Genomic DNA, 16,148 nt, shown 5'->3' with positions numbered 1-16,148 from the left:
GGCGCATGCGTTTTAAAGCCAAGTCTTCGCGGAGCTCATCACAGGAAACGCTCCAATCCTTAAACGGCGTGAGGGTGTGCGGACAATCGGTGCAGGCAATACGGATTCGGGCTCTGTCATTTGCGGATAAAAAGTGGGCAGGAGATTGCTTCGCCTTCGGCCCGCAATGACGTTTTTCGTCACCATTTCTGTTTGCTGGTGCGCCAGCAGCCCCCATCACCGTATTGATTTTGAACTTCTTGGTCGCGTTCAAGAGATGAACATCGTGCAGATCGGTACTTGCACAGAGTCCATCTACAATCTTTTGAATTTCCGCTTCGGACCGGGCTATTATGGTAAACCAGACGTTGTATTCGTGACTGCGCACATAGTTGTGTGTAATCGCGGGAATTTCATTCACAGTGGCTGCGAACTTATTCAAGGCGGAATCATCGGAAGCGCCCGCCAAAATCGTTGGCACCTTGCCCGCGCAAAGTCTCGAAATAAAGCCGAGCTTTTTAGAATCGTACACACCACCGATGCGGCGAATAATGCCAGACTGGCGCAAATTTTCGACTGCAGCAAAAGCGCTCTGTTCATCGGAGCCAAGCTGCTCCGCCAACACCTGGTACGGGCGTTCTTCCAGCGGAAAGGCGTCTTGGATGATAGCGAGAATATTCTGTTCAAGTTCGTTCATTTTTTGGATTCCGTCGGTCCTCTATCCCCTTATAGGGTCCAGAGTCCCTCCAGAATGACTTAAGCGGGAATGTGTTTCTCGACTGAAGCGTGTGGTGTGAGATGATTTTCACTACACATTCCACACTCCACATTATCCATTAATTTCCTCGTCCGTCAGGTAGCAGGCCGGATCTTCTTCCCAGAAGTCGCCGGTCACTGCCTCGGCGCGAGTGCGGAAGTTACCGTTGCAAAAGTTCAAGTAGGCGCACCTGGGGCAGCGTCCCTTCAGAATCGGTTTCCTGTTCTTGAGGCCCGCCATAATCGGATTCGATTCGTCACTCCAGATTTCACCGAAACTGCGTTCGCGCACGTTGCCGAGCGTAATATACTGCGTAAACTGGTCGGGGTGAACGTTTCCGATGCTGTCGACGTTACCGAAGGCCATGCCGCTGCGGTTGCCGCCATTGCGCCTAATGAGTTCAAGCACCTTCTCGGCGCGAGCCGGATCTTCGCGTTGCATACGGCGATACAGGTAGATGGCGTCGGCGTGGTTATCCACCGTCAAGATTTCCTTGTTGACTCCGCGCTTCTTGAAATCAAGTGTACGGTCAATAATCAAATCGATAGCCTTGCGGCTTTCTTCATGGTTCAAGTCATTTTGCACCATTGCCGAGCCGCGGCCGCTGTATACCAGGTGATAGAAGCATACGCGGTCGATATTTTCGGCTTCGAGCAAGTCAAAAATCGCATTCAAGTCTTGCACATTGTAGCGCGTAATGGTAAAGCGAAGGCCCACCTTCTGGCCTGTCGCCACACAATTGCGGATACCGCGCAAAGCGAGCTTGTAAGCGCCATCCTTGCCGCGGAACTTGTCGTGGGTCGCTTCGCAACCGTCCAGGCTAATGCCCACGTAGCCCACGCCCATATCCTTGAGTTTTTGGGCGACATCGGGCGTAATGCAGGTGCCGTTCGTGCTGATAGTCGGGCGAATTCCCTTAGAGGCCGCATAATTTGCCAATTCAAAAAAGTCCGGACGAAGTAGCGGTTCGCCGCCACTAAAGAGAATTACCGGAACCCTGAAATCAGCCAACTGGTCAATTAACGCCAAGCCTTCTTCGTGGGTCAATTCGTTCTGGTACTTAATAGCCTCGGAACGGGCATAACAGTGCACGCAACTCAGGTTGCAAGTCTTGGTGCAATTCCACACCACCACGGGGCCGCGACCCGGAGCAACGCCGTTCTTGCATTCATGGGCCTTGGGTTCATAACGCAGCTGATCGCCGTAATTCGGCGTATCCATCAAAAGCTTGGTAATACTAATCATAATTTTACAATGAATCCGATTGTTTTCCAAAGATAGAAAAATCAAGATACCGAGCCCATCAAATAAAATTTCAAAAAACTTTTTTCTACATTTCCGAACACTTTTATGAAATGGACGACCCTTACACTGACCGCCTTGTTGCCTTTTGCGCTTTTCGCAAAAGAAATCGATATTTCATCCACTTCAGAGACACTGATTGAAAACGGCCAAGAAAATGCGGCGAAAGAAATTATTGCCGTTGAAGACTCTTCACAAAAATGGAAAGCCACGGACAGTCTCAATCTAAAAGATGCCGGAAACTCCCCTGTCATTTCTAACGAGGTGGCAAGCACTAATTCTCTCTCCGATTCTTTAACTGATTCCCCCAAAACAGATTCTCTTGCCTTAATCAACGACGAAAGCACCGAAGACGGCAACGAAGAAGCAGGTGCCGAAAGTGAAGAAGCCGAAGCGGAGCTCGAGGCCGACATGGCCGAAGCCGATTCCGCAACGGTCGACGCTCTGCAAAAACTCACGCTTGACATGACAACCGCCTTTGTTCCGTCTGCAAGCAGGCGCGTTTCAGCCCCTTACGGCATCCGAACCTACCGTATGCACCGAGGGGTCGATTTGGGACTCTGCCACGGTGAAGACCGCACCATTGTCGCCGCATTCAAGGGAACAGTCGTCAAGGTCCGCAACCAGGGCCGTCGCAAGGGCTACGGAAAATACGTCATCCTCGACCACGGGAACGGCCTCACTACTTTATATGCACACCTCGCCAGCTGGCAAGTCAATGTCGGCGATACACTGCAAGCCGGCGATACTATCGGCGTCGGAGGCAACACGGGGCGTTCTTTCGGAGCGCACCTGCATTTTGAGATGCGATTCAACGGAAACTACATCGACCCGGCAACGGTCTTCAATTTCGCAGAAGGTACATTCCTCAACGCGATGACCGAAATCGACGAAGTCAAGCTACAACTCGTCGAAGCGGATTTCCAGAAAGAACTCGCCAAGCACCGCTACTACAAGGTGCGCCGCGGCGACTGTCTCGGAAAAATCGCACGCAAGTACGGAATTTCAATCAAGCGCCTCAAGCAGTTGAACGGCATCAAAGGCAATATGATACGCCCGGGCCAAGTTCTTCGTTGCTCGTAAAAAAGTTTCTCTGTTAAATTCGAAGGCGGTTTATGATTGTCTTACAATGCTGTCATACGCCCTGAAAATTGCACCGTGGCTAAGGGAACCCACCACGTCGCCCCTGTCGTTTTTCACGCAGAGTTGTTCTACCGGGAATCTCATGAACACCTTGGATGCCGTATGCAAATCCGTCAAAACCGAAAGCATGGGGACTTTCACAGTGCAATCCGAAACCAGCAAGTGGCGAATTAAATCGGGCGACGAGATGTAGGCAGACTTGACCACCGCCATATCCAGAAGACCCATATAACTGTCGCCATCGTACACCGGATAAACATAGTTTAGATTCACGAACTTCAAGACCTCTGCCAAAGGTTCGTCCCCCCTTAAGGTCTTTATTTCGCAGGGTTCAATCACATCGCCTACGGTAGTCACGCTCAACACGTCTACATCCATGTCGTTTCGGTGAGCAGGGCTTGCGAACTTGTTTTGCACCTGGCTTTTATAAATACTCCAAGGACGCGAAAAGGCGATATGCATAACAGCGGCAATCATGAGTCCAGGCAACAGGGTGTAGCTTCCCGTCATTTCGCAAACCATCACGACACCCGCAATAGGGGTCTTGGCCGCCCCAGCGAAAAAAGAGGCCATCCCCACCAGAATAAACATTTCCGGGTAACGCATTGCACCGGGCACAATCATTTCACAAAGGCCCGCGAACATGGCTCCGAGTACGCCTCCAATAAAAAGTGAAGGCCCGAAAACGCCGCCGGAACCACCGGAACCCACCGTGAAAGCAGTCGCCACGATCTTTGCAACGGCAATAGCAAGCAGAAGGAGCACACCCCATAGCGTGTGGGGCACCACCCCCTTCATGATTTCGCCGATATATTCAAAACCGCCGCCCATAACTTCAGGGTAGGCAAGAACAATCAACGAAACAAGCAATCCGCCTACAGCTGGCTTAAGCCAATCAGGAATTTTCCAACGCGAAAATCGGGTTTCCGATTCGCTATAGCAGCGCACATACAGGTACGAAAATGGAAAGCATAGGATTCCCAACAGCGCACAGGCCAAAAGTTCTGCCGCATTGGTCAGCGGGAATGCCGGGACACCGGCAATGACCGGAGCCGTACCAACCAGGGCTATATAGACCGTAAAAGCAACCACGGACGAGACTATGGATGTAGCAAAGGCATTAGACTCGAAATCTTCACGATACAGCACCTCCACCGAAGTGAGGGCTCCGGCCAGGGGCGCCTTGAAAATGGCGCCCAGTCCCGCAGCCGTCCCCGCAAGCATGAACTGGCCCCGCAGCGACTGCGGCATTTTGAAAAAACTACAGATAGTGGATGCCACCCCCGAGCCTATCTGTGAAACAGGGCCCTCGTAACCGGCGCTACCCCCAGTAGAAAGCGTTACAATGCTGGTAATGAACTTGACCGGAGCCACCCTGGCTCGAATCTTACCGCCCTGATGATGAAAGGAGCGGATCATATTGTCGGTTCCCTGTCCTGCGGTCTCGGGAGCCTGGGCCAATTTAAAGATGATCAACCCCACCAAAAATCCACCCAAGGACGGCATGGCGGCAAAACTCCACCAAGGGAGTCCGTTTTCGCCGGACCAGGGGTCACGCACAGCCCTGCTGCAAAATTCGAGTCCGTAATGAAAAGCCACTGCGACAAGGCCGGTTACAAAACCGATGAACGCCGCCAGTAAAATCTTGGGCAGGTAGCCATTGATGGCGAGAAGTTTCGCGAAATGTTTCTGGAATTCCTTCACTAGCTCAGGTTCCCAAGGGCCAGTCTCAGTTCACGAGGGACCATTTCGGGGTTTTCGGGAACACAGGTGCTGTCGGTGATAAAATAAAGGATGGTGTCTAGTTTTTTCACTTTTGGAAATGTAGAAAAAAAACAAGTCCTACTTACCGCTAGAATACGCATCATCCGTGTTTGCGGTTCCTTTTCTGAATCTTGGTGTTGCCTGAGCTACATCAACACCAAATAATGTCATGCCGCTTTTGTCTAGAAGGCAATTATCCAATGTGCACGACTTTTTACAGGCATCCCCCCAATTGCCTGTCGTAGCTCCAGAAATGGATGTAACAACACCCATGATTACAATCACGATCATGATTTCAATTAGAGAAAATCCTTTTTGTCTGATTGCAAAAATTCCTTACAAGCCTCTTTTTTTCAATATTCATCATTTTATTGTCGTTGTTGCACAACATAATGCAATATTATGAATTACAAAATAGGCCTGTGACTATCATCACACAACGGTCAAGGTTAAAAATATTACCCTACTGTCCAGTATAAAGTTTCTTCATCGCGTCGGGAATCGCCATCGGACGCCCGCGCTTGACATCCACCAGCACCCACTGCGTATCCGATTCAAAAATAATCTTACCATCGGAAATGCGTTCGAATCGGCAGCGGCGCGAAGTCGCGACCTTGCCGTAAGCGGCTACCCAGGTCGTTCCTCGGATTTCTTCGCCCAGAAAAGCCTGGTTCTTGTACTCCACGTGCTGCACGTGAATCATCCAGGCTGCACCGAGTTCACGCATCAGAGTCGTGCCACCGACAGAATCGGAATGGGCAATCGCGACATCTTGAATCCACTTGACAGACCACACATTATTAAAATGGTGGTTGTCATCAATCATCTCAGGTTCCACCTTGAACACCTGCGTATATTCCATCGGATTCACCGTTTCTTCCATCGCAATAGCCATAATGCCTCCAACATATTTTCATTCAGCGAAACAAATTTACAAAAGCAACAAGCCCCAGATAGGCTCGATCGATTGCTACTCAAACATTTTCCTATTCTTCGTACATTTTCTCGATTTCTTCGGCATACCGCGCTTCGGCTACGGAACGCCGGATTTTCAAGGTCGGCGTCAGCAGACCCGATTCAACCGTAAGTTCGTCACCGATCAAGGTCCACTTGCAAAGCTGCTCCCAGTGATTCAACTTGCCGTTGACCCGTTTGATATGCCGTTCAATGGACTCGCGGACACGCTTGGACTTGAGCGCACGCTGGATACTGAAATCTTTCTCGGTGCGTTGCAAGAAACGTTTCGCATTCACCGGGTTCAGGAAAATCAGCGCCGACGTGAACTTGCGGTCGTTGGCAATTACCAAAGCCTGTTCAATCAGCAAATGCCTAGAAAGTTCCAGCTCAATGGGATTGGGGCTTACGTACTTGCCAGTACTCGTCTTCAGGAGTTCCTTGAGTCGACCCGTCAGATACAGATAGCCGTCGCGATCAAAATACCCCTGGTCGCCCGTTCTAAAGAATCCGTCTTCCGTAAAGATTTCGGCATTCAAGTTGTCGCGGTTACGGTATCCTTTGAACACACTGTCCCCTTTCACTAGAACTTCGCTGTGTTCGCCAATCTTAACCTGCAAGTGCGTCAGCGGTTGCCCCACGCTTCCCGGACGAGCCATTCCCGGTCGATTCACGCTGACAACAGGAGAACACTCCGTAAGGCCGTACCCTTCGCACACGTTGAACCCGACATTCAAAAGGAATCGGCAAATAGACTTGTTAAGAGCCCCTCCGCCAGAAATCACCAGGCGAAAACGACCGCCCATGGTCTTGCGCAGCTTGCTGTAGACAAGCTTGTCGTAAAATTTCCAAACAAAACTTTTATGCGCCAATGGATTTCGATTCTTGGCATAGGTAAGGGCGTGTTCAAAGACAAACTTCTGCACTCCGTGAATCTGTTCGCCCGCGGCAGTCATGTTCTCGTAGAGCCGTTCCAGGATACGCGGAACCACCGTCATGACAGTCGGGCTGATTTCGTGGATACATTCAGGAATATGCCTCGGAGTATCGGCAAAGTAGACCTTGGCCCCATACAAAATATAAAAATAGACCGACATACGCTCAAAAGCATGCGCCACCGGTAAGACAACCAGGCAGACATCTTCAGAACGGTTTATCTGCAAGAAATCGCACTTGATTACCTGAATTTGGGAAAGCATGTTTCGATGCGTCAGTTCCACGCCTTTCGGAGTTCCCGTAGAGCCGCTCGTATAGATAATCGTAAACACGTCATCCAAGGAGAGTGCATGCAGCTGGTCGTTCAGCCACAGAGAAGACTCGGGCCGCTTCGAGAGCGACTCCCCCTCTTTAAGAAGGTCCGCCCAGTAGATTCCGTTCGGCGGAAGTTCCGACTCCGGATCGATGCAGATAACCGCCTTGAAACGGGACATCAACATGCAGATCGACGGAGAAAGGTCACTCAATTTATAAAGGAGCAACACCTGCACCAAGGCATCGTCACATTGAAACGCGAAGTTTTCTGTCGAGATATTCGGGAAAAGCGGAACCACGCGAGCCTGGTTGAGTTGGCATGCCACATCGGCCATTATCCATTCGGGACTGCTGTTTGCAACGATTCCGATGCTTTCGCCTGCCGAAAGGCCTCGGTTTCTTAAGGCAAGCGCAATGAACTGCGTTTCATTGCGCAGACGCGTTCCCGAAAAATGTTCCCAGCCACCGGGTTTACGATGGAACCAGCCCGCGAAATCCTCGCGGTCACAATTCGCAAAGAACATCTGCGCAAGCGATGTATATTGCAACGATTCCATAACACAGATTCTCCTTCCCATAAAATACATTTATTCTAAACAAACAACAGTTTTTATTTGTTACAGAATCATTTTTTTTTGCAATTATGTCATTTTTGCGAATGTTTAGCCATATTTTTTCCCAGAGGGAATAAAATGTTTAAAAAACTGGTTTCTAAGTACAACGGCATCAAGCTGAACTCATCAACCAGACAAAACAGAAGTTCTCCGAAATCGAGAGCGACAACTCGAGGGAACCCTGGGAAAGGTTCTCAGCAGCCGTGGGTATTGCGGAATACCATAGTGGTGACACCGTAGACACTGTTTTCAAGAATGCCGACAAGGACATGTACGAAAACAAGATGTCGATGAAAAAAAGAATTTGCCGTTTTTACCGACGTTCCAAAATTCTATCTTTAGGCGGCCATGCTTGCCGCACTGAACCTACATTTTTCGATTTACGACTGGCTCCTGATTTTCATGGTGACCGCTTTGGGCACCTTGAGCGCCTACCTGAAAGACCCGCAACTGAAGGCCGTCACGGCGACTATTCCGATTCCCTGCGGTTTCGCCTACATTGCAGTCGGTCTTCCGATGGGGGCCGCTAACGCTATTTCGGGATTCATGTGCTTTCTGTACGTGCATATCGTGCGCATTTTGCATTACAAGGTCAAAGTTCCGATTGTACCGAGCATTATCGCAGGGCTCGCGTTTTTTGTGGCGCTCGGCACCTTCCTGATGCCGCGCATTCCCGATACCGAAGCGTGGTTCATCGGAGCATGCGCCTTTGACTTTATCGTAGGCGTCACCATCTTCCAGACGCAGAGCTATAAATCTGGCGTGCGCTACAAGACTCCCCTGCCGATCTACATCAAGGCTCCGGCCATTGCAGGCGTCGTAAGCGGACTCATGCTGATCAAGCAACTTATGGGTGGCTTTTGCACCAGTTTCCCGATGATGAACTCCATCGTGAGCTACGAAAGCCGCTATTCCCTGGGCGACCAGTGTCGGCAACTGCCTCTGTTCTTGATTGCGGGCCCTTTCATGTTCGTCGAGATGCGTTACCTGGAAATCGGTCTCGGGCTCAACCACTGGATTGTACTCCTGTGCGGCTACGTGCTTTTTGCAGCCATTTATTGGCCCCTGAACCAGGAACTCAAGCGCCGTAACGAGCGGGCCGAGAAAAGTTACAAGAGCATCCAGCATCCGGATACCGGAATCCAGGGTTAAAAAACAGGATTTCTTTACATTCGTTGAGAATCCATAAACATATTTATATGTTAAAGGCTCTTTTTTTGTCCGATGAGGGCTTTTTTTAGGTATTTTCTGGTAGAAATGTATTTAGGAGATGCCATGTTTGGAAACATCAAGAACTTGACAATCATTTCGGCTATGGCGCTCGGAATGTTCGCCACGGCCGTAAACGCCGAAAAATACGAATGGGGAAACGTCCGCTTTGACGGTGGCGGATTCGTTTCGGCCGTAATTTTCCACCCGAAGGCAGAAAACCTGCTTTACGCCCGCACCGACGTGGGCGGCATCTACCGCTTTGAGTTTGACAAGAAGACCTGGGTCCCGTTAATGGACTGGATTTCCGAGAACGATGTGGGCCTTTACGGAACAGAAGCCTTTGCACTCGACCCGAACGACCCGAAGCGCATTTACGTGCTGGCCGGCACGGGTTACTTTAGCAAAGGGCGCACCGCCGTGCTCCGCAGCGAAGATTTCGGCAACACTTGGGACACCAGCTACGTGGAAATGCTCGCCCACGGCAACGGCATGGGCCGCCAGACCGGCGAAAAACTGGCCGTAGACCCAAACATGGGCAACATCGTTCTTTGCGGTAGCCGCACCAAGGGCGTGTACAAGAGCACCGACTACGGTAAAACTTGGACCAACCTTTACAAGGTAGCCCTTTCCTCCGCAACCGAAAGCAGCCTGAACGGCGTAAATGGCGTGAGTTTCGTCCTTTTCGACCCGGCTCAGGGCAAGCTCGCCGACGGCAGCACCGCGACAATCTACATCGGCACTTCCGAGACCAAGGATAACCTGCAGGTGAGCCATGACGGCGGAACCACTTGGGAAGTCGTCAAGGGAGTTCCCACAGGCCTGATGCCGCACCGCGCCAAAATCGTGGACGGCGACATGTATGTAACCTTTGCCGACGGCCCGGGCCCGTACAACATCGCCAAGGGCGGTGTCTACAAGTACAATATCAAGGCTGGCACTTGGACCGACATTACCCCGTTTGATGATAACGAAAAAGAAGACGGAACCATCGTTCGCGAAAAGAACGAATGTTCCTACGGAGGCATCTCTATCGACCCCAAGGACAAGAACCACATCATCGTTTCTACACTCGGCCAGTACACCGGACGCCACGTGACCAAAGACGAAAAGGAAAACTACGGCGACCGCATCTACACCACGACTGACGGCGGCAAGAACTGGATTCACGGTCAACATTACAACGACATTCCGAACATCGACGCCAATGGTACCGCCTGGATTCCTGGTAACGCGATTCACTGGGCCGGCTCCTTGGAAATCAACCCCTTCAACAACGTGGAAGCCTGGGTCACCAGCGGCAACGGCATCTTTATGACCGAAGACATTACCGCCAAGGTTCCCGTGTGGAAGTTCATGTCCAAAGGCATCGAAGAAACGGTTCCGCTCGACATCGTAAGCATTCCTAACGGCCCGCTCGTCACCGCAATTGGCGACTACGACGGTGCCGCCTACGCGAACATCAATGAAAGCACCCCGCGCCACACACCGATTATCGGCACCACGCAGAGCATGGGTTACGCCCCGCTCAGCGGATCGTTGCTGCGTACCGGAACAATCACCAAGTACTACACCTACGAATCCAAGAACTTCTTCGTGATGTACCGCTCTGACGACATGGGCGCCACTTGGGATTCCCTGAAAACCGAACTCAAGGGGGAAAAGGGACTTGTCGTGCTTTCTGCTGACGGCAAGGTGATTCTCCACCGCCCCGACCAGAGTGCAACCGTCTACCGTTCCGACGACAACGGTGCCAGCTGGACCGCTGTCGAAACCGGCACGCAGACGCAGTACGCCCGCATTGTGGCCGACCCGGTTGACCCGAAAACATTCTACGTCATGAATGCCATGGGCACCCTCTACAAGTCTACCGATGCCGGCAAGAACTTTGTCGCCCAGGATGCCCGCCTGCAAAACGAAGGTGCTGGAGAATACTATAATGGCGCAGGCCTCATCCGCACCGTCCCGAAGAAAGAAGGCCACCTGTGGGTTCCGATGGACCAGGCACAAGTCTGGCTCCCCAAGGGCTTTAGCGAAAACGGACTTGCCTACACCGAAGACGGCGGCAAGAGCTGGAACCACTGCGAAGGCGCTTCGACCGCAATCGCCGTGGGTATCGGCAAGGCAAAAGAAGGCTCCGATTACGAAACCATCTTTATCTGGGGTGCCGCAAAATCGGGCGACCCGATCGGCATCTACCGCAGCACCGACAAGTGCAAGACCTTCGAACGCATTAACGACGACATGCACCAGTTCGGCGGCCCGGGTAACGGACAGTTCGTACAGGGCGACATGAACAACTTCGGCGTCGTCTACATGAGCACCGTCGGCCGCGGCACCATCGTGGGAGCACCCGAAGGCACCGAGTTCGTCACAAAGATATCCCGAATCAATGTTTCGAGCAGCACCTTCATGCAACTTGAAAAGCGTACGCTCCATGTGAACGCCCCGGCAAACAGTACCGTCGAACTCTACGCCGCAAACGGCAAGCTCGCCTTCAGTACCGAAATCGGCAGCAACGCTGCTATCAGCCTGAACAAGCTCCCCGTAGGCAAGTACATGGCCCGCCTGAAGGATGCTAGCGGCAAAACGCTCCAGCACAGGGTTCTCGTTATCAAGTAAGAAATAGCGGTCGGCTTACGCCTAAACGAGGTTGACCGCCCCAGGTTCCAAATACACACAAAAATCCCCGACAGTTTTGAACTGCCGGGGATTTTTATCAGAGCGAAGTTCTTAAGCCCTTAACGGGATGCAACTACTTGCAGGTATAAACTTCGCCCGTCGAGTTAAAGAACGCCACGTCATCGGTTGCCTGGGATTTTCCGCCCATCATCAACAACTGCGGGATAACCATCTTGACGATGGCACCTTCGGAGCTGAATTCCGGCTCGACCGTGATAGAACTCGAGGAATGCTTATCCTGCTTCACAAAGATATTTTCCAGGACGCACATCTGGATGTTATCAAAGTTCTGGGTAACATTCCTGACCTTCAAGGCTCCCCCTTCGATACTCCAGGATCCCTTGATTGCAAGACAATCGGCGTCCGCCATCAAGTCTGCAGGAGCATTGGTGGGGTACGAAAATTCCAAGGTGCCGTCAGCCTTAAATACCAACTTGCCAGGAGCAGACGCATAATCAAACGCGGGCCAGACCGCATGCGGCATAGCCTGCATGTTGACCAAACCTTCCATGTTCCAGGTTCCGATCAAGCATTCATCCGTAAGTCCATTAGCACACTTTTGCACTCTGCTCTTGGAAGGAGATGAACTGGAATCACCACATCCGACCAGCAAAGCTGTTGCACAAACTCCGGCGGCAACTACGGCAAAAAAACTTTTTTTCATATTAAACCTCTAAGTTTTCATTGAATATAAGTAATTCTTGTTGTAAAAATCAACAACATAATAAAGTTTACAATCAAAATTTCTCCATATTGAGGGATTATTTTTAGCTTGAGGGTATTTTTTCCCTGTTGTTTGGAGTATATTATGAAAAAATTTCTTTTAGGAGCAGCCTTCGCAATGGCTTTTTCTCAAGTAAACGCAGCCCCGGACCCGAATTTCCATATCTACCTCGCCTTCGGGCAGTCTAACATGGAAGGTCAGGGCGATATCGGGCAGCAGGACAAGACGGTTGACGAACGTTTCCAGGTTCTCTGGGCGGCCGACAATGGCTCTTGCTCCGGGAAGACCAAGGGCAAATGGTCTACTGCCGTGCCTCCGCTTGCGCACTGTCAGGGTGCAAAACTCGGCCCCACGGACTATTTCGGCCGCACGATGGTCGAAAAGACGGACTCCCAGATCAAGGTGGGCGTCATTGTGGTCGCTGTTGCAGGATGCAGCATCAAGCTGTTCGACAAGGACCAATACAGAAGCTACGCCCAGGGCCAGCAGAGCTGGATGACCCAGCGAATCAACACCTATGGCGGCAACCCTTATGGTCGCCTGATTGAAATGGCCAAGAAGGCCCAGGAAGACGGTGTCATCAAGGGAATCATCTTCCACCAGGGCGAAACGGATGCCGGTGACGGCCAGTGGCCCTCCAATGTCAAGAAGGTCTACGACAACATTATCAAGGACTTGGGCCTCGAAAGCGACATTCCGTTCCTTGCGGGCGAAGTGCTGCGCAGCGGTGTGAGTGCCGGCGCGAACAACAATATCGCAAAGCTCCCGCAGCAGTCCAAGAACTTCTACGTGGTGTCTTCCGAAGGATTCAACCAGGCTCTGAACGATGGCCAGAACGTGCACTTTACCTCTCAGGAGTACCGCGATTTTGGCAAGCGCTATGCCGAAAAGATGATCGAGGTCCTGGGCAACAAGCTCAAGCCCGTTGCAGAATCGAGCTGCAGCGCGGAAGAATCCAGCAGCAGCGAAGTCGCCTCCAGCTCTAGCGAAGCAAAGTCAAGTTCCAGCCACACTCATCACGGAGTTTCTTCTTCGTCAGAGACAGGCTCGTCGCCGGAATCGTCGTCAGACGCAGGTACGGGAATTGCGCAGGCAAACCACTTTGCAGGCGGGGCGCTTACGGTGAACAAAGCCGGCAATGTGCAGTTGAGCCTCGCCAAGGCAACGCAGCTCACCGTCAAGATTTACTCTAGCCTCGGCAAGGAAGTGCTCGACTTGAGCGGCAACTACGCCGGAACAAACACTTTGGTGCTTGCAGGCAGACTCCCGGCCGGGCGCTACGTAGTAAGTGCCCAGGGCGAAGGATTCAAGGCGACTAAGCCTGTAATGGTAAAATAGCGACGACCGTCAGGTGGTCGCCCTGTACTTGGAACTTGATATCGAAGCCGGCGAACCTGATGCCGTAAATGCGGTCGGCGGACCTCTGGTACGCGGGCCGCGGGTCTTCGGAAAGCAGCTCCACAAGAGCTGCCTTTTTTTCTGCGGGGAATTTTACGCCGGCGGCACCAGATACTACAGGGATATCGACGGCATCGGGTGCAAGTTCCGAGCCTTCGAGCAATTCCGGCGCCAATTTTCCGGGCGCAAATCCCGTGCCTTCAAGAACGGCTTGCGCCTCGGCGGCAAATTCGACTTCGAGCTTTTTAAAGCGCACGGCCTCGGCAAAACCACCGGTGGCCTCGGGCACGGAATCGGCGTACGGCAAGTAAGGCTTGATGTCTACGATAGGCGTGCAGTCCATGAGGTCGGCACCGCTGACCGTAATGGAGGGAGCATTCTCCCCCGTCAAGTTGATTTTCTCGATTTTGACGCAGCTCATGGCCAAGGGATTCGGCCTAAAGCTGCTGCGCGTCGCAAACACGCCCAGCCGCGTATTGCCACCAAGACGGGGCGGGCGTACCGTCGGCTTCCAGGTGTCGCGCACGTTTTCCGAAAAAATCCACAAGAGCCACAAATGACTAAAGCCTTCCAGCCCACGCAACGCATCGGCATTCCTGAATTCCGGCTCAAAGACAATCGTCGAACGCAAATTCTTCAAAAGCCCGCTCTGCCGCGGAATCCCGAACTTGTCCGGAAAATCGCTCCTGATGCGGGCAATGACCTTGAAAGTTATCTCATCGAACGATTGCACAGGACAATATATAGAATTTTCTATCTTTAAAAGCATACATAAAGGAGACGACAAATGGTCTTAACCGTTTTCATTTTATACCTGCTGATGATGCTTGGCATCGGCTTTTACTTTTCCAAGAAGGCGAACAGCCTGAATGCCTACTACCTGGGCAACCGCGGCATGAACAAGTGGGTCGTGGCCATGTCCGCACAGGCCTCCGACATGAGCGGCTGGCTTTTGATGGGCCTCCCGGGCGCCATCTTCGTGAGCGGGTTTTCCGAAGCGTGGATCGGTATCGGCCTCGTAATCGGCACCTACTTCAACTGGAAAATCGTGGGCCGCAGGCTCCGCAAGTACAGCCACTTCTGCGGAGACTCCATCACGCTGCCCGACTTCTTTGCGAACCGCTTCCGCGACAACAAGGGAATCATCCGCGTTATCGCCTCCATCTTCATTCTCGCGTTCTTCCTGTTCTACACGGTTTCGGGCTTTGTGGCTAGCGCAAAACTCTTCGGCACCATCTTCGGCATGGACTACACCACCGGCCTTATCATCGGTGCGGTCGTCGTGGTGAGCTACACCTTCATGGGCGGTTTCTTTGCCGTTTGCTGGACGGACTTTATCCAGGCGACCATGATGCTGATTGCCGTCATCGCGATTCCTTCGATTATCATGACCGGCTCGGGCGGATTTGCAGCGACCATGGACGCCGTGAACGCACAGAACCCCTACCTGTTGAGCCTGTTCACCAACGCCACCACCGGCAAGTCCATCGGGCTTATCGCCTTGATTTCTAGCCTCGCCTGGGGTCTCGGCTACTTCGGCATGCCACATATTCTGGTGCGTTTCATGAGCATCAAGAACGCCGAAGACATCAAGTTCTCCCGCCGCGTCGCCATGACCTGGGTCACCATCTGCCTCGGTGCCGCCATCATGATTGCCATCCTCGGTCGCTACTACGTGGAAGCGAACGGCATTACCGTCGCTGACCCGGAACGCATCTTCATGATTTTGTGCCAGACGCTCTGCCACCCGGCTGTCGCCGCCATCCTCATGGCAGCTATCCTTGCCGCCATCATGAGTACCGCCGACTCGCAGCTGCTGGTTTCGGCTTCGGCCTTCAGTAACGACCTCTACAAGCACCTGTTCCGCAAGAATGCTAGCAACAAGGAAGTCATGTGGGTGAGCCGCGGCGTCGTGGTGCTCATTACGGTTATCGCAGTCATCGTCGCCATGCAGGGGGCGCCTAGCGCCGACGGCGCTGCACAGGGCAAGAGCTTCCTGGATGTCGTGATGAGCCTCGTGAGTTTTGCCTGGGGCGGTTTCGGCGCCACCTTCGGCCCGATTATGCTCCTTGCCCTGTTCTGGAAGCGTACCACGCTTCCGGGCGCCATCGCGGGCATGCTGGTGGGCGGCATCACCGCATTCGTGTGGAAGTTCTACCTCTCGGGCTTCTGCGCCGAAATCTTCCAGATTTACGAACTCGTTCCCGGCTTCGTCTTGAGCTTTGTGACCATCGTGGTGGTGAGCCTCTGCACCAAGGCCCCCAGCAAAGAAATCCAGGACGAGTTCGATCAGGTGGAACACACTCGCCTGAGCGATATGAAGCTGTAATCTAGAACGGGCTTGCGCCCAACAGACGAAATTACAAAAGAG

Annotated in this window: 13 protein-coding genes; 5 read left to right on the top strand and 8 right to left on the bottom strand. The window is 52.4% G+C overall.

The genetic code is table 11. From position 1 onward, the window contains the following. Together Q0P86_RS07370 and nirJ1 are read right to left on the bottom strand one after the other, a co-directional pair. Positions 1-676, bottom strand: a 676-nt coding sequence (locus tag Q0P86_RS07370; protein WP_295038502.1) for an Lrp/AsnC family transcriptional regulator, incomplete at its 3' end; no start/stop codon positions are given. Between the two features lie 132 nt (positions 677-808). Continuing rightward, entirely contained in the window at positions 809-1,981 is a 1,173-nt protein-coding gene (nirJ1, locus tag Q0P86_RS07365; RefSeq protein WP_294114774.1) for a putative heme d1 biosynthesis radical SAM protein NirJ1, read from the bottom strand. A gap of 105 nt (positions 1,982-2,086) precedes the next feature. Between nirJ1 and Q0P86_RS07360 the strand changes: the two genes are divergently transcribed. Next, positions 2,087-3,121 carry a peptidoglycan DD-metalloendopeptidase family protein gene (locus Q0P86_RS07360; RefSeq protein WP_294114776.1) on the top strand — a complete coding sequence of 345 codons (1,035 nt, stop codon included), beginning with the start codon at positions 2,087-2,089 and terminating at the stop codon, positions 3,119-3,121. A gap of 30 nt (positions 3,122-3,151) precedes the next feature. Here Q0P86_RS07360 and Q0P86_RS07355 read toward each other — a convergent pair whose 3' ends face one another. From Q0P86_RS07355 to Q0P86_RS07345, 4 genes are all read right to left on the bottom strand, one after another. Then, on the bottom strand, positions 3,152-4,885 hold the full coding sequence (locus Q0P86_RS07355; protein ID WP_295038497.1) for a chloride channel protein: 1,734 nt from the start codon (positions 4,883-4,885) through the stop codon (positions 3,152-3,154). Positions 4,886-5,023: 138 nt separating this feature from the next. Beyond that, entirely contained in the window at positions 5,024-5,269 is a 246-nt protein-coding gene (locus Q0P86_RS16885) for a prepilin-type N-terminal cleavage/methylation domain-containing protein (protein ID WP_366941282.1), read from the bottom strand. Positions 5,270-5,408: 139 nt separating this feature from the next. Then, positions 5,409-5,840 (bottom strand): thioesterase family protein, encoded by a 432-nt coding sequence (locus Q0P86_RS07350; RefSeq protein ID WP_294114781.1) that lies wholly within the window; start codon positions 5,838-5,840, stop codon positions 5,409-5,411. 91 nt (positions 5,841-5,931) lie between these two features. Further along, positions 5,932-7,707 (bottom strand): long-chain fatty acid--CoA ligase, encoded by a 1,776-nt coding sequence (locus Q0P86_RS07345; RefSeq protein WP_290994721.1) that lies wholly within the window; start codon positions 7,705-7,707, stop codon positions 5,932-5,934. A 405-nt stretch (positions 7,708-8,112) separates the two neighbouring features. Here Q0P86_RS07345 and Q0P86_RS07340 point away from each other — a divergent pair, with 405 nt between their 5' ends. Then, positions 8,113-8,916, top strand: a complete 804-nt coding sequence (locus Q0P86_RS07340) for a hypothetical protein (RefSeq protein ID WP_295038492.1) — start codon at positions 8,113-8,115, stop codon at positions 8,914-8,916. Between the two features lie 123 nt (positions 8,917-9,039). Beyond that, positions 9,040-11,595, top strand: coding sequence for a T9SS type A sorting domain-containing protein (locus tag Q0P86_RS07335; protein ID WP_291022693.1), 2,556 nt, complete (start codon positions 9,040-9,042; stop codon positions 11,593-11,595). Positions 11,596-11,728: 133 nt separating this feature from the next. Here the strand turns inward: Q0P86_RS07335 and Q0P86_RS07330 are convergent, their stop codons facing one another. Beyond that, the gene (locus tag Q0P86_RS07330; RefSeq protein ID WP_290994715.1) at positions 11,729-12,319 is read right to left on the bottom strand and encodes a hypothetical protein; all 591 of its coding nucleotides are present in this window, start codon (positions 12,317-12,319) and stop codon (positions 11,729-11,731) included. A 144-nt stretch (positions 12,320-12,463) separates the two neighbouring features. Here Q0P86_RS07330 and Q0P86_RS07325 point away from each other — a divergent pair, with 144 nt between their 5' ends. Then, complete coding sequence (locus Q0P86_RS07325; protein ID WP_290994713.1) at positions 12,464-13,717, top strand: sialate O-acetylesterase; 1,254 nt, start codon at positions 12,464-12,466, stop codon at positions 13,715-13,717. Here the strand turns inward: Q0P86_RS07325 and tsaA are convergent. Next, entirely contained in the window at positions 13,695-14,510 is an 816-nt protein-coding gene (tsaA, locus tag Q0P86_RS07320; RefSeq protein ID WP_295038487.1) for a tRNA (N6-threonylcarbamoyladenosine(37)-N6)-methyltransferase TrmO, read from the bottom strand. The genes Q0P86_RS07325 and tsaA overlap by 23 nt on opposite strands. Before the next feature lie 54 nt (positions 14,511-14,564). On the opposite strand from tsaA, the gene putP reads away from it, so the two are divergent. Then, positions 14,565-16,106: a sodium/proline symporter PutP gene (putP, locus tag Q0P86_RS07315; RefSeq protein ID WP_295038484.1), complete on the top strand. Its 1,542-nt coding sequence runs from the start codon at positions 14,565-14,567 to the stop codon at positions 16,104-16,106. Positions 16,107-16,148: the final 42 nt, after the last annotated feature.

It is taken from the genome of uncultured Fibrobacter sp. (genome assembly GCF_946062555.1).
Lineage (GTDB): Bacteria > Fibrobacterota > Fibrobacteria > Fibrobacterales > Fibrobacteraceae > Fibrobacter.
Note: the sequence above shows the minus strand (reverse complement) of the source record. Positions and strands in the feature narration are given on the sequence as shown.